29 protein-coding genes and 2 pseudogenes are annotated in these 25,885 nt (G+C 65.0%); 15 read left to right on the top strand and 16 right to left on the bottom strand.

Annotated features, from left to right (window positions below):
* Window positions 1-136 precede the first annotated feature (136 nt).
* The 3 genes and pseudogenes from IVA91_RS07285 to IVA91_RS07275 all read right to left on the bottom strand — a co-directional run bounded on the left by IVA91_RS07285 (window position 137) and on the right by IVA91_RS07275 (window position 3,626).
* Entirely contained in the window at window positions 137-415 is a 279-nt protein-coding gene (locus tag IVA91_RS07285) for a hypothetical protein (protein WP_247277277.1), read from the bottom strand.
* Window positions 416-584: 169 nt separating this feature from the next.
* Window positions 585-1,549: pseudogene (locus tag IVA91_RS07280) on the bottom strand (SH3 domain-containing protein).
* A 154-nt stretch (window positions 1,550-1,703) separates the two neighbouring features.
* Window positions 1,704-3,626, bottom strand: a complete 1,923-nt coding sequence (locus tag IVA91_RS07275; RefSeq protein WP_247417730.1) for an FAD-binding monooxygenase — start codon at window positions 3,624-3,626, stop codon at window positions 1,704-1,706.
* Window positions 3,627-3,727: 101 nt separating this feature from the next.
* On the opposite strand from IVA91_RS07275, the gene IVA91_RS07270 reads away from it, so the two are divergent.
* Both IVA91_RS07270 and IVA91_RS07265 read left to right on the top strand, forming a co-directional pair.
* Complete coding sequence (locus IVA91_RS07270; RefSeq protein ID WP_247277280.1) at window positions 3,728-4,192, top strand: MarR family transcriptional regulator; 465 nt, start codon at window positions 3,728-3,730, stop codon at window positions 4,190-4,192.
* Window positions 4,193-4,310: 118 nt separating this feature from the next.
* Window positions 4,311-4,739 (top strand): hypothetical protein, encoded by a 429-nt coding sequence (locus tag IVA91_RS07265; protein WP_247417733.1) that lies wholly within the window; start codon window positions 4,311-4,313, stop codon window positions 4,737-4,739.
* 69 nt (window positions 4,740-4,808) lie between these two features.
* On the opposite strand, the gene IVA91_RS07260 is transcribed toward IVA91_RS07265, so the two are convergent.
* Window positions 4,809-5,462 carry a L,D-transpeptidase gene (locus tag IVA91_RS07260; RefSeq protein ID WP_247277282.1) on the bottom strand — a complete coding sequence of 218 codons (654 nt, stop codon included), beginning with the start codon at window positions 5,460-5,462 and terminating at the stop codon, window positions 4,809-4,811.
* Between the two features lie 287 nt (window positions 5,463-5,749).
* Between IVA91_RS07260 and IVA91_RS07255 the strand changes: the two genes are divergently transcribed.
* Together IVA91_RS07255 and IVA91_RS07250 are read left to right on the top strand one after the other, a co-directional pair.
* Window positions 5,750-6,772 (top strand): hypothetical protein, encoded by a 1,023-nt coding sequence (locus IVA91_RS07255; protein ID WP_247417739.1) that lies wholly within the window; start codon window positions 5,750-5,752, stop codon window positions 6,770-6,772.
* A 371-nt stretch (window positions 6,773-7,143) separates the two neighbouring features.
* The gene (locus IVA91_RS07250) at window positions 7,144-7,374 is read left to right on the top strand and encodes a hypothetical protein (RefSeq protein ID WP_247277284.1); all 231 of its coding nucleotides are present in this window, start codon (window positions 7,144-7,146) and stop codon (window positions 7,372-7,374) included.
* Here IVA91_RS07250 and IVA91_RS07245 read toward each other — a convergent pair whose 3' ends face one another.
* Window positions 7,375-8,160, bottom strand: a complete 786-nt coding sequence (locus IVA91_RS07245) for an SDR family oxidoreductase (RefSeq protein ID WP_247417741.1) — start codon at window positions 8,158-8,160, stop codon at window positions 7,375-7,377.
* A 128-nt stretch (window positions 8,161-8,288) separates the two neighbouring features.
* On the opposite strand from IVA91_RS07245, the gene IVA91_RS07240 reads away from it, so the two are divergent.
* Both IVA91_RS07240 and IVA91_RS07235 read left to right on the top strand, forming a co-directional pair.
* A complete protein-coding gene (locus IVA91_RS07240) occupies window positions 8,289-8,681 on the top strand; it encodes a hypothetical protein (RefSeq protein ID WP_247417744.1) in 393 nt (130 codons plus the stop codon).
* 113 nt (window positions 8,682-8,794) lie between these two features.
* Window positions 8,795-9,043, top strand: a complete 249-nt coding sequence (locus tag IVA91_RS07235) for a hypothetical protein (protein ID WP_247417746.1) — start codon at window positions 8,795-8,797, stop codon at window positions 9,041-9,043.
* A gap of 20 nt (window positions 9,044-9,063) precedes the next feature.
* On the opposite strand, the gene IVA91_RS07230 is transcribed toward IVA91_RS07235, so the two are convergent.
* The 5 genes from IVA91_RS07230 to IVA91_RS07210 all read right to left on the bottom strand — a co-directional run bounded on the left by IVA91_RS07230 (window position 9,064) and on the right by IVA91_RS07210 (window position 12,518).
* Window positions 9,064-9,249: a hypothetical protein gene (locus IVA91_RS07230; RefSeq protein ID WP_247277288.1), complete on the bottom strand. Its 186-nt coding sequence runs from the start codon at window positions 9,247-9,249 to the stop codon at window positions 9,064-9,066.
* A gap of 172 nt (window positions 9,250-9,421) precedes the next feature.
* A complete protein-coding gene (gene minE / locus IVA91_RS07225) occupies window positions 9,422-9,706 on the bottom strand; it encodes a cell division topological specificity factor MinE (protein WP_247297221.1) in 285 nt (94 codons plus the stop codon).
* The gene (gene minD, locus IVA91_RS07220; protein WP_247417748.1) at window positions 9,703-10,518 is read right to left on the bottom strand and encodes a septum site-determining protein MinD; all 816 of its coding nucleotides are present in this window, start codon (window positions 10,516-10,518) and stop codon (window positions 9,703-9,705) included. Before minD ends, minE begins: the two co-directional genes overlap by 4 nt.
* Before the next feature lie 19 nt (window positions 10,519-10,537).
* Entirely contained in the window at window positions 10,538-11,236 is a 699-nt protein-coding gene (gene minC / locus IVA91_RS07215) for a septum site-determining protein MinC (protein ID WP_247417751.1), read from the bottom strand.
* 265 nt (window positions 11,237-11,501) lie between these two features.
* Complete coding sequence (locus tag IVA91_RS07210) at window positions 11,502-12,518, bottom strand: ABC transporter substrate-binding protein (RefSeq protein WP_247297234.1); 1,017 nt, start codon at window positions 12,516-12,518, stop codon at window positions 11,502-11,504.
* A 100-nt stretch (window positions 12,519-12,618) separates the two neighbouring features.
* On the opposite strand from IVA91_RS07210, the gene IVA91_RS07205 reads away from it, so the two are divergent.
* From IVA91_RS07205 to IVA91_RS07180, 6 genes are all read left to right on the top strand, one after another.
* On the top strand, window positions 12,619-13,266 hold the full coding sequence (locus tag IVA91_RS07205; RefSeq protein WP_249797067.1) for a TetR/AcrR family transcriptional regulator: 648 nt from the start codon (window positions 12,619-12,621) through the stop codon (window positions 13,264-13,266).
* A gap of 81 nt (window positions 13,267-13,347) precedes the next feature.
* Complete coding sequence (locus tag IVA91_RS07200; RefSeq protein ID WP_247417753.1) at window positions 13,348-14,118, top strand: ABC transporter permease; 771 nt, start codon at window positions 13,348-13,350, stop codon at window positions 14,116-14,118.
* Between the two features lie 26 nt (window positions 14,119-14,144).
* Entirely contained in the window at window positions 14,145-15,182 is a 1,038-nt protein-coding gene (locus tag IVA91_RS07195) for an NAD(P)-dependent oxidoreductase (protein WP_247417755.1), read from the top strand.
* Complete coding sequence (locus IVA91_RS07190) at window positions 15,169-15,990, top strand: GNAT family N-acetyltransferase (RefSeq protein WP_247417757.1); 822 nt, start codon at window positions 15,169-15,171, stop codon at window positions 15,988-15,990. The genes IVA91_RS07195 and IVA91_RS07190 overlap by 14 nt, the downstream gene beginning before the upstream one ends.
* A gap of 6 nt (window positions 15,991-15,996) precedes the next feature.
* A complete protein-coding gene (locus IVA91_RS07185; protein ID WP_247417759.1) occupies window positions 15,997-17,052 on the top strand; it encodes a dihydrodipicolinate synthase family protein in 1,056 nt (351 codons plus the stop codon).
* The gene (locus IVA91_RS07180) at window positions 17,040-17,822 is read left to right on the top strand and encodes an ABC transporter ATP-binding protein (RefSeq protein ID WP_247277298.1); all 783 of its coding nucleotides are present in this window, start codon (window positions 17,040-17,042) and stop codon (window positions 17,820-17,822) included. Before IVA91_RS07185 ends, IVA91_RS07180 begins: the two co-directional genes overlap by 13 nt.
* Window positions 17,823-17,945: 123 nt before the next feature.
* Here IVA91_RS07180 and IVA91_RS07175 read toward each other — a convergent pair whose 3' ends face one another.
* From IVA91_RS07175 to IVA91_RS07165, 3 genes are all read right to left on the bottom strand, one after another.
* Window positions 17,946-19,037 carry a substrate-binding domain-containing protein gene (locus IVA91_RS07175; protein ID WP_247417761.1) on the bottom strand — a complete coding sequence of 364 codons (1,092 nt, stop codon included), beginning with the start codon at window positions 19,035-19,037 and terminating at the stop codon, window positions 17,946-17,948.
* A 105-nt stretch (window positions 19,038-19,142) separates the two neighbouring features.
* Entirely contained in the window at window positions 19,143-19,400 is a 258-nt protein-coding gene (locus tag IVA91_RS07170; protein ID WP_247417763.1) for a hypothetical protein, read from the bottom strand.
* A 66-nt stretch (window positions 19,401-19,466) separates the two neighbouring features.
* On the bottom strand, window positions 19,467-20,417 hold the full coding sequence (locus IVA91_RS07165; protein WP_247417765.1) for a DUF2778 domain-containing protein: 951 nt from the start codon (window positions 20,415-20,417) through the stop codon (window positions 19,467-19,469).
* Window positions 20,418-20,629: 212 nt separating this feature from the next.
* Between IVA91_RS07165 and IVA91_RS07160 the strand changes: the two genes are divergently transcribed.
* The gene (locus IVA91_RS07160; RefSeq protein WP_247277301.1) at window positions 20,630-21,070 is read left to right on the top strand and encodes a DUF1810 domain-containing protein; all 441 of its coding nucleotides are present in this window, start codon (window positions 20,630-20,632) and stop codon (window positions 21,068-21,070) included.
* Between the two features lie 93 nt (window positions 21,071-21,163).
* A complete protein-coding gene (locus IVA91_RS07155; protein WP_247417767.1) occupies window positions 21,164-23,245 on the top strand; it encodes a methyl-accepting chemotaxis protein in 2,082 nt (693 codons plus the stop codon).
* Window positions 23,246-23,251: 6 nt separating this feature from the next.
* Here IVA91_RS07155 and IVA91_RS07150 read toward each other — a convergent pair whose 3' ends face one another.
* The 3 genes and pseudogenes from IVA91_RS07150 to IVA91_RS07140 form a co-directional block, all read right to left on the bottom strand.
* Window positions 23,252-23,842: an NAD(P)H-dependent oxidoreductase gene (locus IVA91_RS07150; RefSeq protein WP_247417771.1), complete on the bottom strand. Its 591-nt coding sequence runs from the start codon at window positions 23,840-23,842 to the stop codon at window positions 23,252-23,254.
* A 106-nt stretch (window positions 23,843-23,948) separates the two neighbouring features.
* Window positions 23,949-24,107: a hypothetical protein gene (locus IVA91_RS07145; protein ID WP_247297264.1), complete on the bottom strand. Its 159-nt coding sequence runs from the start codon at window positions 24,105-24,107 to the stop codon at window positions 23,949-23,951.
* Window positions 24,108-24,284: 177 nt separating this feature from the next.
* A pseudogene (locus IVA91_RS07140) lies at window positions 24,285-24,553 on the bottom strand (nitroreductase family protein); the annotation flags it as partial.
* A 184-nt stretch (window positions 24,554-24,737) separates the two neighbouring features.
* On the opposite strand from IVA91_RS07140, the gene IVA91_RS07135 reads away from it, so the two are divergent.
* Window positions 24,738-25,700 (top strand): alpha/beta hydrolase, encoded by a 963-nt coding sequence (locus IVA91_RS07135; protein WP_247417774.1) that lies wholly within the window; start codon window positions 24,738-24,740, stop codon window positions 25,698-25,700.
* Window positions 25,701-25,885 lie beyond the last annotated feature (185 nt).

Genomic DNA, 25,885 nt, shown 5'->3' with positions numbered 1-25,885 from the left:
AGCGATGCGCTTCTGCTGTTGCGGGTTTGCTTGCCGCCAAGCGTGCAGCGCCGCAGGAGCGTCGTCACATCGTGCCGAATCGTCCCCCGGCGCCGTCACGACTGTCACGGAACCGATAGCGCCTGCGCGAGCGTCGCTAGTGCACCCGGATGATGTGCGGCCGGCCAAGATTGATCAGCCCCTGCACCGCCGACAGGCGATCGTCGAGGGCTGCGATCGTGAGCTGCAGATTGTTGCGGCGCTCGTCGAGCATGCCCATCTCGGCGCCGGTGAGCTTTGCGCTCGCCCGTTCCTTGTGGATCGCTTCGAGAGATTTGCGCAGTCCGGCAATCAGGCTGGACAGCTGCTTGGCCTCCTTGGTCATCGACCGCTTCGCGACATTTTGGCGGCGCGTCTCCGCCTGACTCTGTCTCATCGTCATCCTCCCGTGCCCCGCTGCCCCGAGTGGATGCTTACAGCTTTGAGTACACATATTACGATCGATGAAATCTGCTCGCGAAAAACTTCCTTAAATTGTATGCGCAGAGAACCTGGGTCCGACAAGCAGAAAGCCCGGCGCAAGGGCCGGGCTTTCCTAAGCAACGTCAGTGCTTCTGATGGCCGCCACCGGGGCCGCCCGCTGGCGGGCCACCACGCGGCGCCGCATTGATGTGCGGAGCGCCGCCGCCGGGGTGCGGCATCGCAGGTGCCGCCGCGCGCGGCGCCGGCATCTGCGCTCGGGCATTCATCGGCGAGCCGTGGCTGACGTTCGGCTGGGCGACGTGCGGCATCGCGGGCCGGGCTGCAGGCGCGGCCGACACGCGCGGCACTTCATGGGCGCGCGCCATCGGCTGCGCGCGCGCGGCGGCACGGCTCGCAGCATGGTCGTGCATCATGCGCGCCTGCGCGTCGCGCGGGCTCCGGCTCTGCACGACGGTTCGCTCATTCGCGATGCGCTCACTCCGCGTGGCGCGGGTCCGGTCGATCGTAACCGCGGCGTCGCGCTTGGCGATTGCATTGGGCCGCCCGACGGCGGCATCCCGTCCGGTGACCGCGACATTGCCCCTGGCGTGCACGCCGCTGCGCTCGAGTGCGACCGCCGCATCGCGCGTTGCCGCGCGGCCGATACGGGCCGCACGTGGATCAAGCGTCATCCGCGTCGCGAAACGCTGATGCGAAGTCCAGTAATTATTCCAATAGGCGTGGCGGCGATACCAGGGACGTCCCGCATAGTAGCTCGACCAATACGAGGTCAACACGAAGGGGACGACGGGCACGTCGATCTCCTCGACATAGTCGGGGAGATAGACGTAGTGATTGCGATAGAGGTATTCGAGATATTGCGACGATACCCAGCCGCGATCGTCGGAGAAGCTCACGTCGCACCAGGCATTGCCGCGCAGGCAGCCATGGATGTTGACGCGGGCACCACCGGGGATGCGGTCGACCAAGGGAAAGCCCGTGCCCGGTCCGGCACGCAGGCCGGTCGAGACGGTGACGATGCCCGGCGCGGCCAGCGCGGCCGTCGGGGCGAGCAGCATGCGGCAAGTAAAACGCTTTTGAGTCTCATGGCGTGTTCCTCCTCTGCCAGTCGGAACGCGCAAGCGGAACGGGCGTTCCGCATACGGTGGTCGCACGGGTCGAAAGATCGAAATGCACACCGCGCGCGGTTCAATATTCACTCGCCGTTCATCGCCACAGCGCTCCGGCGCGCAGCCGGGCCGTCAATTCGCTGGCAACATGACGGCGTCGAAGTACGACGCAAGCGCAGCAAAGCCGTCGAGCGGCAGCACATGCGCGACATACTGGTCCGGCCGCACCACGACCATGCAGCCGGCTTTCCGGTCGACGCTGCGCATGGCGAAGACGTCGTTGCCGCTCTTGAGATCGGGACAGAACATCTTCTCGTAGTCGATCAAGCCGTAGCGGCCTTTGCGCGGGAGCAGTAGCGACGGCATCGCCTCGAGGGCAAGCTCGCGATGATCTTGCTGGAAGATAGCGCGCAGGTCGATCACGCTGTCGATGTCGGCGCCGACCCGCGTGTATCGCCTGATCGGCGACGCCCTGGCTTCGGCGAGGAAATTGCACAGGGCGCGAATGGCCGAGCCCGCTGCGGCGGGATCTTCCGCAGGCGAAAACGCGTAGATGCGGAAGCGGCCGTCGGCCTGCGCCGCATGACCGAGATGCACCGGCTTGGCGTCCGCCAGCCGGATCACCGGCGCGGAGTGGAAGCGCTTTCCGATCACAAGACCTGCCGCGAGATGCTGATGCGCGGCCGTGCCGGTGAGAAGCGAGGGACGGTAATGCGTCGCGGTCCCGGCCGTGTAACGGCCGTGCCGGACGAAATAGTCCTGCGTCCTCGCCGCATCGGCACCGCCGGCCTTCGCGGCGGAGGCGAGAATCCCCGCCCATTCACGATCGAAGTCGATCAGCTCCTTGGCAACCGCCTGGCGCTCGGCCGAATAGGAATGCAGCAGGCCTGGGGCGCACTGCCTGCGCAGGACGGCGGCGAGCTTCCAGCCGAGATTGAAGGCGTCCTGCATCGAGACGTTCATGCCCTGCCCCGCTTTCGGGCTGTGGGTATGGCAGGCATCGCCGGCGATGAAGATACGTGGCTGGCGGGTTTCGATCTCGGCGTCCGGCACGTCATCGAACTTGTCGGTGAGGCGCTGGCCGATCTCGTAGACCGACCACCAGGCGATCTCCTTCACCTCGAGCGTATGCGGCCTCAAGATCCGCTGCGCCTTGGCGATGACGTCGTCGGCACTGATGTTGCGATTGGCGACGCGCTCACCGATCTCGAGCTTGGCGAGCTCGACATAGAGGCGGACCATGTAACCGCCTTCACGCGGGATGATCAGCAAGCTGCCGTCCTTCGCGGACTGGATCAGCGACTTGAAGCGGATATCCGGGAAGTCTGTCACCGCCAGCACGTCCATCACGCCCCAGGCGTGATTGGCGGAATCGCCGTGCAGCTCCCGGCCGATCGACTTTCGTACCGTGCTGCGCGCGCCGTCGCAGCCGACGACATAGCGCGTCTTGATCGTTTCGATCTTGCCCTCGCTTCCGGCATCGACGCGGGCGAGGCGCACCGTCACGGCATAATCGCCGGCACCGGCGGCCGGATCGACATCGAGATCGAGCACGCGCCGGCTGTAATACGGCTCGAGCTTGGCCGGCGATTTCCGCATGACGTCGAGAAAGCCATCATGGATGCGGGCCTGGTTGAGGATGACGTGCGGAAATTCCGACAGCCCGTCCTCGACGTCCTGGACCCGGCCGCTGCGGACGATCGTCTTGGGCTGCCGCTCGTCCGGCTTCCAGAACGTCGTCTCGTTGACCCAATAGGCCTCCTTCAGCACGCGCGCGCTGAAACCAAAGGCGTGAAACATCTCCATGGTGCGGCAGGCGATGCCGTCGGCCTGGCCGACCAGCAGGCGGTCTGCTTTCTGCTCGACGATGCAGGTCCTGATATCCGGAAATTGCGCGAGCTGGGCGGCGAGCGTGAGGCCGGCGGGCCCGCAGCCGACGATGAGGACATCGACCTCTTCAGGCACCGCGCCCGCTGCACCCGAGGCTTGAACGCGCTCGGCGGGATCCGCAATCTCGGGATCGCCCGGCTGAAATCCATTCAGATGGAATTGCATGAGCACCTCTCCCGCCAGCTTCTTTGGATATTGCTCAGTATGCTGACTATCAGTATACTTGTCAAATGACCGGACCCCGTCCCTGCCAAACGGAGAATTCAGTGAAAGACAACAACCACATGCCCGGGCATCTGGCGCGCCGGTTCCAGCAGATCGCGGTCGCGGTATTCCTGGCTGAAGTCGCAGATGCCGGCTTCGATCTCACTCCGGTGCAATATGCCGCGCTCGCGACCATCAAGGCCAATCCGGGGCTCGATCAAGTGACGCTCGCGGGTTTGATCGCCTACGACCGCACCACCATCACCGGCGTGATCGATCGCCTGGTGCAGAAGGGCCTTGCCGAGCGCCGCCCCTCCAGCCGCGACCGCCGCGCGCGCGAGCTCGAGATCACCGACGAAGGCCGGCGCACGCTGCGCAAGATCACGCCTGCCGTCGAGTCTGCGCAGCGCATCATGCTGCGCGGCCTCACCGCGAAGGAAGGCGAGGAGCTGATGCGGCTCTTGCGCAAGGCGATTGCCGCCGGCAACGAGCTCAGTCGCGCGCCGCTGCGCGATGTGGAGGTATAAGCCCGTCGTTTTGTACGTATTGTCGCAGCGCCGCGAAACTTGGAACTAACGTTCGGCTGCTACGGTCGGCCCGTTCGGCGTTTAACGCGCGGTTAACTTTGCGGCTCGGGGGTTTCGGATGTTCAGGTTCGTTGTTGCGGCCGCGGCGATCGCGCTCTCGGCAGGTCATGCGCTCGCAAACGGCCATGGCGGCGACTCTCCGCCTCCGCCGAAACCTGAGGCGACGATCGCGCCGGCGAAGGTGGTCCTGACCAAGCAAGGTCCCAAGCTGGTCGATCTCAGGGGCATGACGCTCTACTATTACGAGCGCGACACCACCGGCAAGACATCGAACTGCAACGGCAAGTGCACCGAGAGCTGGGTTCCGCTCGCCGCGACCGCCGACGCCAAGGCCGTCGGCGATTTCACCGTGATCAACCGCAACGACGGCAGCAAGATGTGGGCCTACCGTTATCGCCCGCTCTACACCTCGCCCGCCGACAAGGCGCCGGGCGATGCCAACGGCAATGCCACGACGCTGCAATGGCGGATCGCCAGGCCGGAATAGCGCGACGCCCCATGTCGCCGGATTGCTGGCAATGATCGCGAGCGACAGAAGCGACCGATCGGTCAGCCCTCAGCTGCGCCAGCGCGTGCCCGTCTCGGCCTGCGCGTTCTGCCCGGGCGGCAGCACCACCACCATCGAATTGAGCTTCACCCGCTCATAGAGATCGATGACGTCCTCGTTGCGCATCCGGATGCAACCCGAAGAGATCGCCTGCCCGATATATTCGGGCTGATTGGTACCGTGGATGCGGTAGAGCGTGTCCTTGTTGCCGACATAGAGGTAGATTCCCCGCGCCCCCAGCGGATTGGCCGGACCACCGGGAACGCGCGCCGGATATGGCCCGAGCCGCGCCTGGATATCCGCCGTCGGAACCCAGTCCGGCCATTCCGCCAGGCGGCCGACGCGGGCGACGCCTGAGAACGCCATGGCTTCCTCGCCGACCGCGACGCCGTAGCGGATCGCCTTGCCCTCGGGCAGCACGAAATACAAATAGCGCGCATCGGTATCGACCAGGATGGTCCCCGGTTGCTCCTTGCGATGGTAGTCGACGATGTGGCGCAGATATTGCTCGGGCACGCTCGCCTTCGCGTAAGGCACATGCGCGAGCAGCTGCCGGTCGCGCGGTGTCATGCTCGCGTCGGTCGACGGGGAGAGAGTCGTCTGCATGCAGCCGCCGAGCGGCAGCAGAGCAGCAACGAATAGAACGATTAAAGATCTTGGCACCGCTGGCCCCCGATAGCGGATAGCACCCCCAGCGCCACTACATGCTGTCAAAATCGTGCAAAAAACAAGGCGAACGCGGAACAATTACACGTGTTCGACAAGGCGGGTTCCATCACCACAAACGGCAGGAGAGCGTCGCATCATCTCCATCTCCTTGCCTTGCTTTGGTCAAACCCGGCTGGACTCGTGCTCCCTGGGACTTGGGATGGGCCCACCACAACAGATGATCGGCTCGCGCCAATGCGGACGACCAAGGCTTTAAACATCTGGGCTTCAAAGGAGCTGCGATGCTGGCGACGCTGAACAGCAAGCAAATCGTCGATGAGATCGTGAAGGACACGGTCAAGGACAACGATCCGCACGACTCGGTTCAGATTTCTCCCGAGATGGTGCTGGCCTCGCGCCCGGGGAGCGCGGCACCGGCGCTGGCGCCGGAGATCGCGCCCCGTCCGGAGCCGAAGTTCGCTCCGAGTCCGGCGCGTGCGCCGGAGCCCACCATCAACGTCGTCTACGGAAAACCCGCCGCGGCACCTTCAGTCGACACGGCGGTTCGCGTGACGGCCAGCGATGGTGCCGGCCATCGGAAGCGATCCGCGGTCGGCAAGTGGCTGCGCGGTGCGTTCGTCACGTTCCTGTTCGCGGGAGGCAGCGCGGCTGCCGCGATTGCCTGGGAGAAGCATGGCGACACAGCAAAGCAAATGTTCGCCGAATGGACGCCGGTATTGGCGTCGCTGATGCCTTCGACGTCGCTGATGTCTTCGACGTCGCAGACGACGCCCGTCGCCGCGGCGCAGGCCGCCCCGCTCGCAGCACCAGCGGCAGCCGAACAAACGGCGGAGCAATCTGCGACGCCGCCTGCAACCCAGCTTGCCGCCGCGCCTGCGACAGCGCAGCCCGACACCGCGCAATCGATGCAGTCGATGCAGTCGATGCAGTCGATGACGAACGATCTCGCCGCGATGGCGCAGCAGATCGAGCAGCTCAAGGCCAACATCGCCGAGCTGAAGGCCGGACAGGAGCAGATGGCGCGCGAGATGGCGAAGCCGCCTGCGCCCAGACCCGTCGCTGTTGAAACCAAGCCGGCCGATCCGCGCGCCCGCACCTCTGCGCTGCCGCCGCGGCCTGCGACGCCGCCAGTTCGCAAGCCCAAGCCGGCCGTAAGCCAGACCTACATGCCGGCCTATACGCCAGCACCGCTTGCACCTCCGCCGCCATCGCAAGCTGCCGCAGTCCCGCCGCCGGTTGCGACGTCGCAAGCCGTAGCCGATGACGATGGACCTGTCGTGCGTCCGCCAATGCCGCTGCGCTAGCGCGACACCACAGCGTCGCAACGTCGCCTACGCTATCCGAGTCGACGAGTCCGGACGATTACGGGAAGCGATGCTTTGCGTGTCTTCCGCTGAAGAGAAAAGGCCGTCGGGATCTATGCCGGCGGCCTTCTCTTGCAACTGCCGGTTCCCGGAGCCCGGTTCTGTTGCAATTCCATGCTTTATGATCACGCCGCATATTTAATAAATTCTTAATGAACCCGCTTGCTGCACATCATTTCTGCGCCATAAGCACAGAGATTGCGCGGCCGGTTCATTCGAAACGATCGACTCAGTGGTACCATGCCGGATGTGTCGAGACTTCCGTTGAAGACTTGCTTTTCAAACTTGAGTCGTCACACCGGGGAATTCGGATGCCTTACTACTCCTTCGATCTTGTGGTTGGTGAAGAGTTCAAGAACCAGGGTGGAATCATTCTCGAAGACATCGAGGTCGCCTCCGATCGGGCCGATCAATTGGCGACCGAGCTTTCGCAGGTGAAGCCGGAGCTCCAGCAGAAGGGTTGCTCGGTGCGCGTCACGGACCGCGATCACAACGAGGTCTATCGCACGCCGCTCGATCCCGTCCCTGCGTGGCAGCGCTAGCTATACGTCAACCACTGGCGCTTCGAACCAGTTCGTCAGCGACAATCCGCCGTCGACGACGAAGGCTGCGCCGGTGACGTAACCGGACAGCTTGTTCGACAAGACGGTCAGCGCCATCGGTGCGAGGTCATCGGCCTCGCCGAGGCGCCCGAGCGGAATGTGCCGCGCCAGCGAGGCATCCGCGACGAACCCGCCGGCTGCGATCGCGCCGGGCACCAGCGCGTTGACACGGATGTTGTGGCGGCCGAACGTCTTGGCGAGCTCCTTCACCAGCATCGCCATTGCCGCCTTCGCCGTCGAATAGTGCGGCAGGTTGCGCGGCGTGCCGGCATGCAGCGAGGTGAGAAACAGGAAAGAGCCCGGCCGCTTCGCCGCGATCAGCCGTGTCGCGATCTCGCGCGCCAGATGGAAGCCGGCATCGAGATTGACGGCATGCATCTGCTGCCAGGTCTGGCGATCGACCGCGAGCGCATGGTCCGCCTCTCGCCGCGGCGGAGACGCGCTGTGGATGAAATGCGTGATGTCCCCGAGCGCTGCCTGCGCCGCGGCCAGCAGCTCATCGCATGCCTCGAGCCTGGCGAGATCGCCGATCCAGGGCACCGCCAGTTCGGGTCTCTTGCTCGCGCTGATCGCGACCCTCACCCGCTCGGCATTGATATCGGCAAACACGGTGCGGACGCCCTCGCCGACCAGAGCCTGCGCGATCGCGCGGCCGATGCCGTTGCCGGCGCCGGTGACGAGCGCGGTGTCGCGTGCGGGATCGAATGGCGTGCTGAACAGGGTCATGTCGCGGTCCGGGGGTGGGGGACGACCAATCTAGCGCGCCGCGCCGAGGAACGACAATGGCCTCCCGGCACCATTGCGGAGCAGCGCGGCGGACGCTAGCCTCTCAAAAAACGGAGGAGGTACCAAGGATGCGCACCGGTTTTCTGATAACGGGCTTCTTGCTGCTGGCCGCGCCGGCGCAGGCGGCCGACGCGCCGCCGCGGTCGACCTATGTGACGATGGTGTTGCAGGCCTTCGCCGCCAAGGTCGAGTGCCCCAACACGGATCTCGTCTATCAGGACCTCGTGCAGAAGGCGCAGCAGATGCACCTGCCTGATGGCACCACCGAGAAGGTGCGCAAGGCGATCGCCTGGATGCACACCGGCGGCAAGATGGGCGAGAAGCAGGACGACGATTTGATGGCGGAGGTCGCAGTCGCCACCCAGGCGACCGACATGGACCAGCGCCGCCTCGGCATGCCCGGCTGGTGCGAGGCCCAGAAGACCAACCTCGCCGGATTGATCCGCAGCAAGGGCGGCTGACAAGGCGGCTGTTGCAGCGTTAAGCACGCTCCCAACAGCCGACGCTCCCGACCAAAAATCGTCACAATTCTCCACAGCATGCGGCCTCTTCGAATTCGAACCGGAGAGCCCTCATGCGGAGTATCCATTTCGTTTTCGCCGGCGCGATTGCGGCCGCCACGGTGTTGACTGCGCCCGTGCTGGCGAAGAATTCCGACGCCCAGAGAAGCGAGGAAAAATCCACTTCGTCGCCCTGTACTGCCTATCAGCAGGCGCCGGACGGCTCGTGGGAACCCCTTCCCTGCAAAGCCACAGGCGAGCGGGCGCAGCCCCAGACGCAGAATCGACGTTCGACGCAAGCCACCAATCACGGCGAGCGTTGAGTACGTCCGCGCTTAAGTCGTCAGCTCTGGTGCGGACCGCGCATGATCTTCATGGCGTCGGCGATGTGACGCCATTCCTTGGCCTCTTCGGCCTCGCCGCGGCCCTCGCAGGCCTGGGCCTGCTCGGCGGCCTTCGCAATCGCAGCGAATCCATGCTGTTCCAGCATCTGCCGCGCGACGGTGTGGACCTGGAGCTCGGACATCATGGGCGCTCTCCCGTTTGAAGGAAACCGCGGCGCCCGGCTCGGCGGCGCTGCGCGGGTCTCCCACAACGATCTCGCCGTGCGACCCGTTCCGCTTACCTCACGACAAAGGCGGCCCGCCATGCCCGGCGGACCGCCTTCACCCACCCCAATTGAAAGTCTTCGGCCGCGTCCCCTACGCGACCGCCACGCGCTTGCGCTCGAAATCGTTGGGTACCTCGATATCGACCTCCAGGGTCGACACGTCGTCGCCGCGCTCGAGCCGAACGATGACCTTGGTCGGGTCCAGCTTGACGTGCTTGGACACGACGGCGAGTATTTCCTCACGCAGCACCCCGAGCAGATCGGGTTGGCCGCGCATCCCTCGTTCATGCGCGAGCAGGATCTGCAACCGTTCGCGAGCGACGGGAGCAGACGAGGCCTTGTTGCCGCGCAGAAGCCGGAGCAGACCCATGCTCATGCAGCCCTCCGTCGCAGCAGACGATCCATGAAGCCCTTGCGCTCGGTCGGAACCTGCATCGGCACGGTGTCGCCGCACAGCCGCCGCGCCGCGTCGATATAGGCCCGCGCGGGTGCGCCGTCCGCGTTCGACAGCGTCACGGGGGTACCGACGTTCGAGGCGCGCAACACGTCCTGGCTCTCGGGGATGATGCCGAGCAAAGGCGTGGCGAGGATCTCGAGAATGTCGTCGATGGTCAGCATCTCGCCGCGCGCGGCGCGGGAGGGATCGTAGCGGGTGATGAGAATGTGCTTCTCGACGCGCTCGCCCTGCTCGGCCCGCACCGTCTTGGAATCGAGCATGCCGATGATGCGATCGGAATCGCGTACCGAGGAGACTTCCGGATTGGTGACGATCACGGCCTCGTCGGCAAAGCGCATGGCCATCGATGCGCCGCGCTCGATGCCGGCCGGGCTATCGCAGATCACCCAGTCGAACCGGCTGCGCAGATCGGCGATGACCTTGCCCACGCCCTCCTCCGTCAGCGCATCCTTGTCGCGGGTTTGCGAGGCCGGCAGCAGCCAGAGATTCTCGAGCCGCTTGTCTTTGATCAGCGCCTGGGGCAGCTTGGCTACGCCCTGCACTACGTTGATGAGGTCGAACACCACGCGGCGTTCGGCGCCCATCACGAGGTCGAGATTGCGCAGGCCGACGTCGAAATCGACGACGACGACCTTGTCGCCGCGCTGCGCGAGCGCGGCCCCCAGTGCGGCAGTGGTCGTGGTCTTGCCGACCCCGCCCTTGCCTGATGTCACGACCAGTACCTTAGCCATCTCAAAAATCTCCTTCTGGTCAGTTCAGCGCGGTAATTCGCATGGTGTTGCCTTGCAGAAAGGCTTGGGCAGGCTGGCCGCGCAGGGCGGCGTCGATATCGTCGGCAGTCTGATAAAACCCATCGATTGCAAGCAGTTCGGCTTCGATCTTCTGGCAGTAGATGCGCGCACTGGTGTGACCGTTGACCCCGGCCATGGCGCGGCCGCGCAACGCGCCGTAAATGTGAATTGAGCCGCCGGCGACGACCTCGGCGCCGGAGCCGACGGAGCCGAGAATGGTGATGTCGCCCTCGGGGAAGATCACGGTCTGGCCCGAGCGCACGGGAGCCTCGAGCAGCAGCGAGGTCGGCTTGGTCTCGGCCTTCGTCTCGGTCTTCTTGGGCACGTTCGGCTCGACCACACAGCTGCGTCCGCCCGACAGCAGCGGTGGCATCGTCGGGGTCAGCCTTGCCTCCTCCACGCCTTCAATGCCGAGCACGCGGATGTTGCGGTCCTGCAGGCTGGTCAAGAGATGGCCGATGCCGGCTTGGCTCAGATCGACCGAGGACAGGTCGATCACTACGGGCCGACCGGCAAAGAAGCCCGGCGAGCGGGCGATCGTCGCATCGATCTCCTGGAGCCAGTCCAGGATCGGAACGGTCGGCACGAACACGAAGGCCACATAGGAGCGCCCCCGCAGGCGCACCATTTGGCGTTGAGTTTTTACTGCAGCCTCCATATCGGCCGACTCGTTCCCAATTATTGAATGGTTAACGATGCGGCGGATATGGTTAATGGCCGGTTAATTTCTCCGCGGAGCTACGTGGAATCCGTCGGGCTCGCGGCCGCGCGTCCGACGGGCGCTCTCGTCCAGCCCACCGCTGTCATCACCCGCGGCGGCAGGTGATCGAGTACTCCGAGATGGTTGTGGGTGCTAGACAGGCCGCGGCATATTGGATGCCCCGCCTGCGCGGGGGCATGACCGCGGCATGTGGGGACAGCCCCTACTTCTTCACCTTGCTTGCATCCATCTTGATGGAGGGATCGAGCATCTTGGTCGTGAACGCCGTCGACACGTCGAACGGCTTCTCCATACCGAGATAGGTTTGGACCAACTCGTAGTCTTTCTTCATCCGCTCGCCGTCGATCCAGCCGAGCGACTTCGTCGTCGTGAATTCGTCGGTCATCAGGGACTTGATGCGTTCCCACTGGCGCTCCTGGTTCTCCCTGTCGAGACCGGAGACCTGATCGAGCAGCGCCTTCAGGCATGGCGTGACGTCGGCGACGCAAGCTGCAAAGGCCTTCTGCGTGACGCGCACGAATTCCTCGACCACCTTGGGATTCTTCTGCAGATAAGCGCCGTTGACGATCAGCGAATTGCCATAAGGATTGAGCCCGATGTCCTTCCAGTTGATGTAGCCGAGATCGGGTCCGAACTCGATCACTTTCAGATCGTGCTCGTTGTAGAAGTCGCTGATGATGTCGACGGTGTGGCTCTTCAGCGCCGCGATCTTCGCGGTCGGCCCGACATTGACGAAGCCGACTGAATCTGGCGCAAGACCTGCGGCCTTGGCGAAGGCCGGCCACATCACGCGCGAGGCATCGCCAGGCGGGTTGCCGATCTTGTGCCCGGCAAAGTCCTTCACGCCGTTCACGCCATAGCTCTTCAGCCAGTAGAAGGTCTGGCCGGTATTGGCATAGACGCTCATCACCGCAACCGTGTCAGCGCCCTTGCTCTTGGCCACCAGCATGGTCGCGAGATCGGCGACGCCGAAGGGCGAGCCGCCGGAGCCGACCTTGGCCGCGGAGACGCCGGAGCCTTTGCCGGTCTCGATCGTCAGGTCGATGCCCGCCTTCTCGTACCAGCCTTGAGCCTTGGCGTAATAATACGGCGAGTGATCGGCCGTCGGCGTCCAGTTCAGGATCAGATTGACCGCCTCGCCCGCGCGCGCAGGCATCGCCGACACACCGAGCGTCAGCGCCAATACCAGGGCAGAGCCCGCCGCCTGCAAATGCTTCATCGCACCTCTCCTCATTGCCGCGACCCGGCTTGTCGCTCTCCCCATGTGAGGATACCAATGCAACAAGCCCGCCCTCAACTTGTCAACTGTTTGGTTGGAAATGCCTGCAAAACGATCTGGCGACACCGTGCCGCAGCGCCGTGATCCCGTCGCCACCCGCAACAAGCTGCTCACCGCGGCGCGGCTGGAATTCGCCCGGCACGGCTTTGCGGGGGCCCGCGTTGACGAGATCGCCGAGCGTGCCGGCGTAAACAAGCAGCTCGTCTATCACTATTTCGGCGACAAGGACGCGCTCTACCTCGCCGTGCTCGAATGGGTCTATGAGGACATCCGCGAGCAGGAGCGCAAGCTCAAGCTCGAAGGCCTGCCGCCGGAAAAGGCCATCCGCAGGCTGATCGAAGCCTCATTCGACCATCTGGCGGCAAACCCCGATTTCATCGTGCTTCTGAACGACGAGAACCGCGGCGGCGCTCGCCACGTCCGCGGCTCGACTCGGCTGGAGGCGATGCACTCCCCGCTGGTGAGAAGCGTCTCCCACATCCTCAACGAGGGGGTGCGCGCCGGCGTGTTCCGCAAGGGGATCGATCCCGTTCAGCTCTATATCTCGATTGCGGGCCTCAGCTATTTCTTCTTCTCCAACACGCCGACGCTGTCGGCGATCTTCGGTAAGGACCTGTCGAGCCGCACCCAGCGCCGCGCCCGCCGCAGGCACGTCGCCGATTTGGTGCTGCAGTCGTTGCGGCCTTAATCAACCAGCTGGTTGAAACTTCGCTCAAGGCCGGTTAGGCTCGTCGTAACGGCAAGTGACCGTCGCAACAGGGAGCAATCGGTGACAGGAGACGCGGCCCGCACCTCGCGCAGCTTTGCGATCATCCTGATCGTGCATCTTGCTGTGCTCGTGCTCTGGCAGGTCGCGGTGGATGCTTTCCACGTGCCGAAATTCATCCTGCCCTCGCCGCTTGCCACCGTGCAGACGCTGGCAACCACAGGCTATGCCTGGGGTGCCAACACGCTGGTGACGTTGATCGAGATCCTCGGCGGCTTCGCGCTTGGCGCCTTCGTCGGTGTCGCGCTGGCCGTGATCTTCAGCTGGGCGCCGCTGCTCAGCCTCGCGCTGCTGCCGCTGTTCGTGACGCTGAACATGATCCCGAAGGTCGCGCTCGGCCCGCTCTTCATCGTCTGGTTCTCCTACGGCATCGTGCCGAACATTTTGATCGCCTTCAGCATCTGCTTCTTTCCGATCCTGCTCACCACTGCGCGGGGCCTGCGCGAGGTCGAGCCCGATCTGCTCGATCTCGTCAAATCGTTGCGCGGCTCGCGCTGGACGCTGTTCCGCAAGATCCAGCTGCCGGGATCGCTGCCTTACATCTTCTCCGGCATGAAGGTCGGGGCCATCCTCGCGGTGGCCGGCGCCATCGTCGGCGAGTTCATCGCCTCCGAGCGCGGGCTGGGCTACCTCATGATCCAGGTGCAATCGTCGCTCGACACGCCCGCGATGGTGATGGCCGTCGTGCTGCTGACGCTGCTCGGGGTCGCTCTCTACGGCCTGGTGCTCGCCCTCGAACGCATGTTCGTGGTTGGCGACGCGAGACGGACCTGACAACGGCAGAACTAAGGACCAAATCCATGTTGCTCACCCGCCAGACCCTGCCGAAGACCATCCCTGACGTCGCTGCGCTCGACGAGCTCCTGTGCCGGCCGACGCAGGCACTGATCGACGACCTCGGGAAGGTCGAGGGCGACATCATGATCCTTGGCGTCGCCGGCAAGATGGGCCCGACGCTGGCGGGGCTCGCAAAAGCTGCCGCGCCGGATCGCCGCGTCATCGGTGTCGCGCGCTTCACCGACGCCAGCGTCAAGGACTGGCTGCACGCGCGCGGCATCGAGACGATCAATTGCGATTTGATGGACGAAAGCGCCATTCACGCGCTGCCGAAGGCGCCCAACATCATCTTCATGGCCGGCCGCAAGTTCGGCGCGGAGGGCGATCTGTCGCTGACCTGGGCGATGAACGCGCATGTGCCGGCCCTGGTCGCGCAGGCCTTCCCCGCGTCCCGGATCGTGGCGTTCTCGACCGGCTGCATCTATCCTTTTGTCCCCGTCGACGGTAAGGGCTCGACCGAGGACATGGCGCCGAACCCGCCCGGCGAGTATGCCCAGTCCTGCGTCGGACGCGAGCGCATGTTCGAATATTTCTCGCGCAAATTCGGAACACCGGGCCGCCTGTTCCGCCTCAACTACGCGATCGACATGCGCTATGGCGTGTTGCACGACATCGCCATGAAAGTGCTGACGGGCACGCCAATCGACGTCAGCCTCGGCCACGTCAACTTCATCTGGCAGGGCGATGCGTCCGCCCAGGCGCTGCGCTGCCTCGCCCATTGCACGACACCGACCTCCCCGATCAATGTCAGCGGCCACGAGATCCTCGCGGTGCGCGATCTCGCGCAGAAGTTCGGTGCGAGGTTCGGCCGCGCACCGGTGCTGACAGGCAAGGAAGAGCCAACGGCATGGCTGACCGACACGTCGAAAGCGGTCGAGCTGTTCGGTTTGCCCGTCGTCGACACCGAGCAATTGATCGCCTGGACCGCGGACTGGGTCTCTCGCGCCATGCCGACGCTCGGCAAGCCCACCAAATACGAGGTGCGCGATGGACGCTACTGACGGTCTGTCCGTCATCAAGCTCGGCGTCGCCGATGCGAACGCCGGGCTGGCGCTGTCGACGGAAGCGCACTGGAACCAGACCGAAGAGGATTGGCGCGTTTTCCTGCGCGATGGTGTCGTGTTCGGCATCCGCGAGGGCGCGCGACTGGTGGCGACCGCAGCACTGCTGCCGTATTCCGGCAACAACGCCTGGATCAGCATGGTGCTGGTGTCGGCAACGCATCGCCGCCGTGGTCTGGCGACACGCCTCGTCGATGCCTGCCTGGAAGCGGCGCGCAAGAACGGTCTCACGAGCTGGCTCGATGCTTCGCCCGACGGAGCCGCCGTCTACGGGCGCCTCGGCTTCACACCGACCCTGCAATTGCGGCGGCTGAAGCTGATGAAACCTACGCCGACATCTGCGGAGGCGTCGTCGGCCGCAACGCTCGAGGCCCTTTCTGCCCGCGACCGGCGCGCCACAGGTTTCGACCGGACCGCTCTGCTGACCGCCCTCGCACAGCGCGCCGGGTCGCGTATCGTCGCAGCCAATAGCAGCATTGCGCTCGTCCGCGATGGCAGAACCGCGCGCCATATCGGCCCCCTGTTCGCGGATCATGCCGTCGAAGCGCTGGCTCTGGTTCGCGTGATTGCGGGATCCGAGAATGGCCCGCTCCTGCTCGACGCTGTCGCCTCGCAACCCGCGTTCCTCGACGGATTGACCGCCTCGGGCTGGACCATCGAGCGGCCGTTTCAGCGCATGCGGTTCGGCCCACCCACCGCCGCCGCCGAAGAAACGCCATTCGCCGTCGCCGGCCCCGAATTCGGATAGGACATCATGCACCACAGCCAGATCAACAGCGACATCCGCAAGCTGATCGCCAAGGGCACCGTGCTGCCGGCGCATCCCCTCGCCCTCACCGCCGAGCGCCAGCTCGACAAGACGCATCAGCGCGCGCTGACGCGCTATTACGTCGATGCCGGCGCAGGCGGCCTTGCTGTCGGCGTGCACACGACGCAGTTCGCGATCCGCGACGTCGGCCTTTACCGTCCCGTGCTCGAGCTCGCCGCCGAGACAGCCGCGAGCTGGACCAAGCGTCCATTGGCGATGGTCGCAGGCCTTGTCGGCCCAACCAGCCAGGCAACCGCCGAGGCCCGCACCGCACGCGACATCGGCTATCACGCCGGCCTGCTCAGCCTCGCCGCGATGAAGAGCGCCTCCGAAGATGAGATCATCGCGCATTGCACGGCCGTGGCCGCGGAGATCCCGCTGGTCGGCTTCTACCTCCAGCCGGCCGTGGGCGGTGTCATCCTGTCCAGCCAGTTCTGGCAGCGCTTCGCCTCGATCGACAATGTCATCGCGATCAAGATCGCGCCGTTTAACCGCTATAGGACTCTCGACGTGCTCCGCGGTGTCGCAGCCGCAGCCGCACTCGACCGCGTCGCGCTCTACACCGGCAATGACGACCACATCCTGCTCGACCTCACCCTGCCATTCGACCTGCGCGACAAGGGCATCACCACGCGAACCTACTTCAAGGGCGGCCTGCTCGGCCATTGGTCGGTGTGGACCGCGAGCGCCATACAACAGTTCGAGCGCTGCAAGGCCGCGCGGCACAAGGACAGCGTTCCGGCCGACCTGCTCGCACTCGATGCCCGCGTCACCGACTGCAACAGCGCGTTCTTCGACGTCGCCAACAACTTTCACGGCTGCATCGCCGGCTGCCACGAGGTGCTGCGGCGTCAGGGCCTGATGCAGGGCCTGTGGTGCCTCGATCCGAACGAGGGCCTCAGCCCCGGCCAGGAGCAGGAGATCGACCGCGTCTGTCGCGAGCACGCCGATCTCAGCGACGATGCCTTCGTCGCCGCCCATCTGAACAAATGGCTGGCATGAGCTCCGAGCCCTTCATCAGCCTGCGCGGCGTCCGGAAAGTCTACCGCAGCGGCGGCGCCGAATTCCTGGCAGTCTCCGACGTCACCATGGACGTGCAGGAAGGTGAACTGGTTTCGCTGGTCGGCCCTTCCGGCTGCGGCAAGACCACGGTGATGAAGATCCTGGCCGGGCTGCACGGCGCCGACGGCGGCACAGTGACAATCGGCAACGCCAAGAGCCCGTTCGATCCGACCCGCGACATCGGCATGGTGTTCCAGCAGGCGCTGCTCTTGAAGTGGCGCACCATTCTGGACAACGTGCTGCTGCCGGCCGAGATCGTCGGCCTGCCGATGAAGGCCGCGCGCGCGCGGGCGCACGATCTGCTCAATCTGGTCGGGCTTGCCGGCTACGAGCACAAATATCCGCAGCAGCTCTCCGGCGGTATGCAGCAGCGCACCGCGATCGCGCGCGCCTTCATTCACGATCCAAAGCTGATCCTGATGGACGAGCCGTTCGGTGCGCTGGATGCGCTGACGCGCGAGCAGATGAATCTCGAGATGCTGCGGATCTGGCGTGAGAGCGGCAAGACCATCATCTTCGTCACGCACTCGATCCAGGAAGCCGTCTTCCTGTCCTCGCACTGCGCCGTGCTGACGGCGGGTCCGGCGAAGATGGCCGATTATTTCCCGATCGACCTGCCCTTCCCGCGCGACCTGCCGCTGAAGACCACGGATGCGTTCGGCGTCTATGCGCGAAGGATCTATGCGAAGCTGGGGCTGGGCGCGGCGTAGCTCGCCACACGAAAATTCTCGTAGGGTGGGCAGAGCGAAAGCGTGCCCACCCTGGCAAAGTGGAGCAAGGTATGGCGGGCACGGCGCAAATGCGCCTTTGCCCACGCAACGAAAGTTGCGCGCTCAGCTCTTGTTGCGTGTCTTGCTGAGCAGATAATTGTCGTAGAAGTTCTCCGCGATCTGCGTGTAGAACAGCAGCTCCTTCATATAGGCGTCGTGGCTGTCCTTCGTCCGCCTGAACAAGTCGCTCTTGGCGGCGAGCTCGGTCAGATGATCATGAGTCGCGTTGTAGCAGGCCTCCAGCACCGGCTGCGGGAATGCCCTCAGCTCCGCGCCATTGGCGATCAGCCGCTTCAGCGCCGCCGGATTCACGCTGTCGTACTTCTCGAGCATCCAGGCGCCGGCCGCAGATCCCGCCTGGTTGACGATGGCCTGATATTGCTTGGGCAGCGAAGCCCATTTCTCATCGTTGACGATGATGTGGAGCATGGCGCCGCCTTCCCACCAGCCCGGGAAATAATAGTATTTGGCGACCTTCTGGAAACCGAGCTTCTCGTCATCATAGGGACCGACGAATTCGGCGGCATCGATCGTGCCCTTCTCGAGGGCCGGATAGACATCGCCACCGGCGATCTGTTGCGGGACGACGCCGAGCCGCGCCAGCACATGGCCGCCCATGCCCGCGATGCGGAATTTGAGTCCTTTGAGGTCGTCGACCGTCTTGATCTCCTTGCGGAACCAGCCGCCCATCTGGGTGCCGGAATTGCCGCACAGGATGGCGTGGGCCTTGAAGGGTTTGAGCGCTTCGTTGGTGAGGTCGGCGCCACCACCGAAGTGCCACCATGATTCCTGATGGCGATGGTTCATGCCGAACGGCGCGCCGGTGGCGTAGGCCAGCGCCGGCTCCTTGCCGATGTAGAAATAGAGCGGCGTCTGCGCCATCTCCACCGAGGCGGTGCTGACGGCATCGAGCGCCTGCAGGCCGGGCACGAGCTCGCCGGCGGCGAAGGTCTGGATCTGGAATTTGTTGTCGGTCGCTTCCGCGACGTATTTCGCGAACGTCTGCGCCGTACCGTAGATGGTGTCGAGCGACTTCGGGAAGCTCGAGGTTAGGCGCCATTTGATCTCGGGCGCGCCTTGCGCGAGTGCAGGGGCCGCAACCAGCGTCGTTGCGCCGGCGACTGCGCCGCCCTTGAGGAATGTACGGCGTTTCATGGGGGTCTCTCCCTAAAAGTAAATCTCAAGCATATCGGCGTTCGGCCACGATGTCCGTCCGCGAATTGCGCTGGGGTCTATCGGACCTGCGGGACTGTGAGCCCCTCAGAGCAGCTTCGCACTGACGAACAGCGCGCGCACGGCGTTGGTTGCCTGCACTGCCAACATGGCGTTACCGGCAGCGCCCTCCAGCGCCTCGACAGCATGCTCATGCAGGGAGCGGAATTCCATCCATTCCACAGACTTGAAATTGGTCAGGAACTGATAGGCCTGGCCGACGGTCGCAATCGCCAGCGTGTCACCGTTCAGCTTGATCTTGAACGTCGTCCGCAGCGGGGTCTCGGAGTTTGATGGATCACTCATGGGCTGCTTCTGGACGAGGACGACTTAACGAAGGGGAAACGGCAGCCCCGCCGCGGCAGGCAAGTATCAGGAATCAGTGCTCGCGCGCTGCGAGGCGGTCGCAGACCCGCGCAGGCTCGGCACCACGACCAGACGGTTGAACTCGCCATTGTCGTAGGCCTTGATGAAACGGTCATAGTCCTTGATCGAGACGCAACCGTTGGAATCGCCGCGCGGTCCGAGCATGTAATTGTGGGTCAGCAGGCCGACGCGCCCGAGCGCGTTGGTGCCTTCGACGGGCGTCATGCGCAGCGCGCGGACGCCATGGAACGGCTTTTCGCGCGGCTTCAGCTCGTAGGTCGCCGGCGGCGTCGCGCCGACCATGCGCCGATCGACATGGTCGGGGTTGTCCATCAGCGGGCCTAAGCCGGAATGGGCCTCGAGCGCCACGCCGCTTGGCAGGTAAACCGCCTTGGCCGAGATGTCATAGACCGCTGTCCGCGAATCGTAGCCGAGGGCCGCAAGATCGGGCGCCTTGCCGAACAGGCCGCTGTCGGGCGTCAGCGAGGCCAGCTTGATCTTGTCGGTGAATTTTTCGAAGAAATTGCGGTTATCGACCCGTGAACCAGTGTCGGCATACGCTTGGCTGGATGCGATCTGGGAGGCGAGATCGGCCTGGACCGGGCGCGAGCGCGGCATCGGGATGGTGTCGGCGCGCTGCGAGGGCCTCGCCTCCTCGGCCGCAGGCCGATCCTCCTCGGTCAGGATCGAGCGCCAGTCGTCGCCCTGGAGCCTCTCAGCCAGCATGGCCTTGGCATCGCGAAGCTTGAGCTGGACCGCGTTCAGGGCGGAGCGCTCCAGCGTCCGGAGGCCGAGTTCGCGGGCCGGCGGATTGCCGGAGGCCGAAGCGAAACGATCCTCGAATGAAGGGGCATTGGCCGGCGGCAACGCGGCGGAGACCAGTGGAGACGAATCGCCCATATCCGCGACCCACGCGGCGGCGCCAAGCGCCAGCGCGATCGCTGCCAGAGACAGCAAAATCGCTTCGGCTCGCCCGACACGGCGGCGCGACAACAGCCTCCCGGCATGTGCTGCGTCGGAAACCATCAGATCCCCAAATCGACCCCCGGGGGTGCCCAACCCCCACCCGGAGACTCTATACCAGCTACCACATTGGGAGCCAAAAGTTAGGCATAATCGCGGCCGGCAGGGGCCTGGCAAGGGGTCCGGCAAGGCTTTCAAGGTATCCAATGACCGATCCTTTCGATCTCGAGCGCTTTATCCGGGCCCAGGACCCGGTCTATCGCGACGTGCAGGGCGAGCTGGCCCGGGGCCGGAAGCAGACTCACTGGATGTGGTTCATCTTCCCGCAAGTCGCCGGCCTCGGCGTCAGCGCCATGTCGCAGCGCTACGCGATCGGCTCCCGCGCGGAGGCCCAGGCCTATCTCGCCCATCCCGTCCTCGGGGGGCGCCTGATCGAATGTACCAGGCTCGTGCTCGCCGTTCAGGGGCGGACCATCAACGCGATCCTGGGCGCGCCGGATGATACGAAATTCCGCTCGTCGATGACGCTGTTCGGTGCGGTTTCCGATGAGCCCGTTTTCGATCAGGCCCTCGCCCGCTACTTCGCCGGCGAGCGCGACCGCGCCACGCTGGAGATCCTGGCGAAGCTCGATCGAGCATCCGGCTGAGTTGACGCGAGCGGCAGCGTAAACCCGAGATTAATACCGGCTGCCTATCTTCCGAGCAAAATAATTCTCCCCGCGCCAATTGCCGGACAGATCATGAAAATCGGTACGCTCCTGACCACCGCCATCGTCTCGCTCTCGACCGTCGGCGGCGGCCTCGCCGTCTACGTCGCCGTGACCAAATACCAGATGATGGAGCGGATCGGCGAGGCGCAAGGCCGCCTGGCGATCGTCCGCGCGGCCAGCGACATCCCGCGCTATCTCAACCCCGAGCGCGGCTTTTCCACCAACATCCTCTACGGCCCCGCCACGATCGACCCTGCGCTGCTCGCCGAACAGGACAAGCTGCGCAAGCAGACCGACGGTGCCCGCGACAGGATGAACGCGCTGCGCAAGGAGCTGCCCGGCTCCTTCGACGACGGCAACATCATCGGCAGCAACATCGACGGCATCAATGCGAAATTCACGGCGCTGCGGGAGGCCATCGACAAGGCGCTCGCAGGGCCCGCAGAGGCCCGCAAGGACGCGGCCAAGAAGATCGTCGCCGACAATGCCGTGCTCAACAGCGGCGTGACCGCGCTGCTCAACGAGCAGGTCCGCCGCATGGCGATTCTCAACGGCGACGCCTACCGGCAGGCCAGCTACGCCAACATCGCGATGACGCTGCGCGACGTCGGCGGCTTCAACTCCAGCCTGCACAAGAATCTCGTCGGCGGCAAGAAACCGGCGACTGACGCCGAGAAGGCCGAGATCAGCCGCTCGCAGGGCCGCAACGATCAGATCGTGATGACGCTACAGGAACTGCGGGGCAACCCGGCGACTCCGGCGAACGTCGCCGCTGCGCTGGAGAAGTTCAACGCGGTCTATGTCGAGGAGTTCGGCCGCGAGCTCAAGCTGGTGAAGGACGGTGCGGTCAGCGGCAAGTACGAACACGACGTGGACACCTATTACGCCGCCACGCAGCGCGGTCTCGGCACCATCATCGACGTTCGCGACGCCTTTTATGATAACGCCGAGCAGATCCTTGCCGGCGCCTCCTCGGCCGCACGCACCAGCTTCACCGTCGCCCTCGTCGGCCTCCTTGCCGTGCTGATCGCCAGCGTCGGCCTCATTGTGGTGGTTCGCCGCCGCGTCTGCGCCCCGATCGTCAGCCTGACGACGCGGATGTCACGGCTTGCCGATGGCGAGGTTGCCGACGGCATCCCCGGTGCCGAGCGCTCCGACGAGATCGGCGCGATGGCCGCGGCGGTTCAGGTGTTCAAGGACAACATGATCCGGGCCGACCGGCTCGCCGCCGAGAAGCAGGCCGAGAACGACGGCAAGATGCGCCGTGCCCAGGCGCTCGACGACCTCACCCGCGCCTTCGAGGCCAAGGTCACCGAGCTGGTCGGCGGTCTGTCCCGGGCCTCCGCGACGATGGAAAGCACGGCGCAGTCGATGACCTCAACCGCGGCCCAGACCAACAGCCAGGCCGCAATCGTCGCCGCCGCCTCCGAACAGACCTCGACCAACGTGCAGACGGTCGCCAGCGCCACCGAGGAGCTGACCTCCTCGATCGCGGAGATCGGCCGTCAGGTCGCGCAATCCACCGAGATCGCCGCCCGCGCCGTCGACAATGCCCGCCGCACCGGCGATACCGCGCGCACGCTCGCCGAAGGCGCGCAGAAGATCGGCGACGTCGTCACGCTGATCCAGAGCATCGCCGAGCAGACCAACCTGCTGGCGCTGAACGCGACCATCGAGGCCGCCCGCGCCGGCGATGCCGGCCGCGGCTTTGCGGTGGTTGCTTCCGAAGTGAAGTCGCTGGCGGGCCAGACTGCCAAGGCCACCACCGAAATCTCCGAGCAGATCACCGCGATCCAGAGCGCGAGCGACGAGACCGTGGCCGCGATCCGCAACGTCGCCGACGTCATCGCCGAGATCGACCAGATTGGCGCTGCGATTGCCGCCGCGATCGAGGAGCAGGGCTCGGCCACCAAGGAGATCGCCCGCAGCGTCCAGGACGCCGCCCGCGGCACCCAGGAAGTCAACAGCAACATCTCCGGCGTGCAACGCGCCGCGGATGACTCGGGAGCCGCCGCCCGGGAGGTGCTGGGCGCCGCCGAGCAGCTCTCGACCCAGTCGCGCGATCTCGCCGGACAGTTCGACCGCTTCCTTGGCGAGGTCAGGGCGGCGTAAGACGTCTCAATAAGGCGGCGCCTTGCGCGCCCGCTGCGCTTTGGCCGCCTCGATCCACCACGCAAGATCGTCGGCAAAGCGCGGGAACGAGCGTTCCAGCGCCTTGCCGCCGTCGCCGATCGGCTCTCCGTCGTCCGACAGCGTTTGCGCGATCGGGCCGACGCCGATCGTGCTCGACACCACCACCATGCCCATCTCCGACAGCGTGCCGTGCCAGGCGGTCGCGGCGCGCGCGCCCGAGAGCCGGCCGGCCGAGTAGCTCACGATCGCAGCCGGACGCCAGAACCATTCTTCGAGGAAATGGTCGGTGAGGTTCTTCAGGCCGGGCTGAATGCCCCAATTGTATTCGCCGGTGACAAAAACAAAACCGTCGGCGCCGCGGATCTGTCCGGCCAGCCTTTCCAGCGCCTCCGGCGCGGTGCCTTTGGGATATTCCTTGTACATGCGGTCCAGCATCGGCAGGCCGATCGTCTTGGCGTCGATGAATTCGACCTCCTGGCCGCGGCCGCGCAGACGATTGATGACGAAATTCGCGAGGCGGATGCCCATGCGGTCGGAACGATAGGAACCGTAGAGGACGAGGATGCGATTGCTCATGATGGCCGCATCCTAGCATGTCGCCGGGGCGCGCAGAGATTCTCTTTGTCGCGGCGCTGGAGTGTCGCGGCACTTGAGTGTCGCGATGATCGAGCCTCGCGGCGCTTCAGTGCGTCGCGCGATATCTGGCGCGGTGCGGAATGGACCGGCAGGCCAGGCCGTCGGCCAGCAGCTTCATATCCTCGTGCTTGCCACTGCGGATCAGCCGGCCGAGCTCCTCGGGTGTGAAAGGAAGACTTGGATCATCATCGATCGGGCGCCGCATTCGCGGACCAAATAACCGTCGAACCAGGCTAGCCAGCCGCCGCATGTGAATTCCCTCGCGCCAGCAACAAACCTCTCAGTCTGCATATTGTTCCTCCCGCACCTTCGAGATTGCAAGAGGGCGCTAACGACTCCGCGCCAAAAATTTCCGCCGGAGAATAATCTCCTTCACGTCGTGCTATTCGGCAAAACCCACGTAGCGCACGAACTCGTCGTTATGTTCGCGGTCCGAGCGAACTGCATTCGCGGCAAAGCGTCGTCGGGATAGCCCAGCGCGACGCAGGTCATGATCACCTCATCCTCCGGAATCTTCGCGATCTCGCGCACGATGTCCGAGCGCATGATGCCCTGTCCGTTGATCACCGAACCGAGGCCGCGATCCCACGCCGCGAGCACGATGCCGTAGCAGAGCGCACCGAGATCGAAATGGCAGACCGCGCCGGGATCGCGCGCGGCACCGGCTCCTTCTTGAAGCCACGCACGCTGCGGCGCGACTGCACCAACGTTTCGAATTCCACCTCTTGAACCTCCCTGCCCGTTCTACCTGCGTTGCAGCGCCGGTTGCCGATGCGGCGCGCAAAATCTATGCTGACCCGCAAGCAAGACCAAGAACCCCGCGAGGAGATACGCCATGGCCGCGCCGCTAGATTCCGTCATCGCCCAGATCATTCCGCTCATGCCGATGCGCGATCCCACCACGATGACGCCACAGAGCGCCCGCGATTCCTTGCGCGCACTGGCTGCCTCGCGCGCGGCCATTCCGCCACCGCGCGTCGATAGCGTGCAGGATATCAAGGTGAAAGGCGGCGCTGGCCCGCTCGATGCACGCGTCTATCGGGTCGGCTCCACGCCTGCAACGACGGTGGTGTTCTTCCATGGCGGCGGCTGGGTTGCGGGCGATCTCGAAACCCACGACCGGCAGGCGCGCAACCTCGCGATCGAGACCGGTGCGGTCGTCGTCTCCGTCGACTATCGCCGTCCGCCCGAGACGCGCTTTCCCGGCGCCTTCGAGGATGCCTTCGCCGCCGTCAGTGACATCTTCAACCGCGTCGCGGAATTTGGCGGCGATGCGAAGCGCGTTGGCGTCGCCGGCGACAGCGCCGGCGGCAATCTCGCGGCGACCACCGCGATCGCTTGCCGCGATGCCGGCATCAAGCTTGCCGCGCAATTATTGGTCTATCCCGTGACCGACGTCCTCGGCGCTTATGCCGATGCGCGCGAGAACGCGCGCTATCCCTCGCGCGCCGAGAATGCCGATGGTTACTTCCTGACGCGTGCCACGATGGAATGGTTTTGCGGCCATTATCTCGCCGATCCCCGCCATGCTTCGGACTGGCGGGTCTCACCCCTGCGCGCGGCATCTCTCGCCGGTGTCGCACCCGCGGTCGTGACCACCGCCTGGTTCGATCCCCTGCGCGACGAGGGCGCGGCCTATGCGCGGGCACTGGAGGCGGCCGGCGTCCGCGTCAAGCACCATGAGGGCCCCGGCCTGATCCATGGCTATTTCGGCATGGGCGATGCCTCGGACGTCGCGCGCGCCGAGGCGCAGCGTGCACGCGCCGACTTCAAGGCCCTGCTCGTGCGCGGCGTCTGAGAGCGCTAGATGCTCCGCGCCCGCTGCGCGACAGTGTGCCCCCATATGTGGAACGGCCCGCGTGGCAAGAGCTTTTGCAGTCGATCTCACACATTGGAACGGTGCGGTCATATGTCCGGCCTTTGCGCGCGGCACATGGCCGCTGGCCTCGATGAGATCCGCGGAACGAGGAGCTAAATCAAGTT

The sequence above is a fragment of the Bradyrhizobium sp. 153 genome (assembly GCF_023073835.1).
Classification (GTDB): Bacteria; Pseudomonadota; Alphaproteobacteria; order Rhizobiales; family Xanthobacteraceae; genus Bradyrhizobium.
The sequence above is the reverse complement of the archived record's forward strand: the minus strand, read 5'-3'. Positions and strand labels throughout refer to the sequence as shown.

What these genes read in the sequence shown, in the direction of transcription:
- IVA91_RS07265 (WP_247417733.1), top strand. Translation starts at nt 4,311, where the DNA reads ATGTTCAGGTTCGTTGTTGCGGCCGCGGCGATCGCGCTCTCGGCAGGT.
- IVA91_RS07180 (WP_247277298.1), top strand. Translation starts at nt 17,040, where the DNA reads ATGGCTGGCATGAGCTCCGAGCCCTTCATCAGCCTGCGCGGCGTCCGG.
- IVA91_RS07235 (WP_247417746.1), top strand. Translation starts at nt 8,795, where the DNA reads ATGCGGAGTATCCATTTCGTTTTCGCCGGCGCGATTGCGGCCGCCACG.
- IVA91_RS07185 (WP_247417759.1), top strand. Translation starts at nt 15,997, where the DNA reads ATGCACCACAGCCAGATCAACAGCGACATCCGCAAGCTGATCGCCAAG.
- minC (WP_247417751.1), bottom strand. Translation starts at nt 11,236, where the DNA reads ATGGAGGCTGCAGTAAAAACTCAACGCCAAATGGTGCGCCTGCGGGGG.
- IVA91_RS07155 (WP_247417767.1), top strand. Translation starts at nt 21,164, where the DNA reads ATGAAAATCGGTACGCTCCTGACCACCGCCATCGTCTCGCTCTCGACC.
- IVA91_RS07205 (WP_249797067.1), top strand. Translation starts at nt 12,619, where the DNA reads ATGCCTGCAAAACGATCTGGCGACACCGTGCCGCAGCGCCGTGATCCC.
- IVA91_RS07190 (WP_247417757.1), top strand. Translation starts at nt 15,169, where the DNA reads ATGGACGCTACTGACGGTCTGTCCGTCATCAAGCTCGGCGTCGCCGAT.
- IVA91_RS07135 (WP_247417774.1), top strand. Translation starts at nt 24,738, where the DNA reads ATGGCCGCGCCGCTAGATTCCGTCATCGCCCAGATCATTCCGCTCATG.
- IVA91_RS07170 (WP_247417763.1), bottom strand. Translation starts at nt 19,400, where the DNA reads ATGAGTGATCCATCAAACTCCGAGACCCCGCTGCGGACGACGTTCAAG.
- IVA91_RS07195 (WP_247417755.1), top strand. Translation starts at nt 14,145, where the DNA reads ATGTTGCTCACCCGCCAGACCCTGCCGAAGACCATCCCTGACGTCGCT.
- IVA91_RS07285 (WP_247277277.1), bottom strand. Translation starts at nt 415, where the DNA reads ATGAGACAGAGTCAGGCGGAGACGCGCCGCCAAAATGTCGCGAAGCGG.
- IVA91_RS07150 (WP_247417771.1), bottom strand. Translation starts at nt 23,842, where the DNA reads ATGAGCAATCGCATCCTCGTCCTCTACGGTTCCTATCGTTCCGACCGC.
- IVA91_RS07230 (WP_247277288.1), bottom strand. Translation starts at nt 9,249, where the DNA reads ATGATGTCCGAGCTCCAGGTCCACACCGTCGCGCGGCAGATGCTGGAA.
- minD (WP_247417748.1), bottom strand. Translation starts at nt 10,518, where the DNA reads ATGGCTAAGGTACTGGTCGTGACATCAGGCAAGGGCGGGGTCGGCAAG.
- IVA91_RS07210 (WP_247297234.1), bottom strand. Translation starts at nt 12,518, where the DNA reads ATGAAGCATTTGCAGGCGGCGGGCTCTGCCCTGGTATTGGCGCTGACG.
- IVA91_RS07240 (WP_247417744.1), top strand. Translation starts at nt 8,289, where the DNA reads ATGCGCACCGGTTTTCTGATAACGGGCTTCTTGCTGCTGGCCGCGCCG.
- IVA91_RS07175 (WP_247417761.1), bottom strand. Translation starts at nt 19,037, where the DNA reads ATGAAACGCCGTACATTCCTCAAGGGCGGCGCAGTCGCCGGCGCAACG.
- IVA91_RS07145 (WP_247297264.1), bottom strand. Translation starts at nt 24,107, where the DNA reads ATGCGGCGCCCGATCGATGATGATCCAAGTCTTCCTTTCACACCCGAG.
- IVA91_RS07275 (WP_247417730.1), bottom strand. Translation starts at nt 3,626, where the DNA reads ATGCAATTCCATCTGAATGGATTTCAGCCGGGCGATCCCGAGATTGCG.
- minE (WP_247297221.1), bottom strand. Translation starts at nt 9,706, where the DNA reads ATGAGCATGGGTCTGCTCCGGCTTCTGCGCGGCAACAAGGCCTCGTCT.
- IVA91_RS07255 (WP_247417739.1), top strand. Translation starts at nt 5,750, where the DNA reads ATGCTGGCGACGCTGAACAGCAAGCAAATCGTCGATGAGATCGTGAAG.
- IVA91_RS07245 (WP_247417741.1), bottom strand. Translation starts at nt 8,160, where the DNA reads ATGACCCTGTTCAGCACGCCATTCGATCCCGCACGCGACACCGCGCTC.
- IVA91_RS07160 (WP_247277301.1), top strand. Translation starts at nt 20,630, where the DNA reads ATGACCGATCCTTTCGATCTCGAGCGCTTTATCCGGGCCCAGGACCCG.
- IVA91_RS07250 (WP_247277284.1), top strand. Translation starts at nt 7,144, where the DNA reads ATGCCTTACTACTCCTTCGATCTTGTGGTTGGTGAAGAGTTCAAGAAC.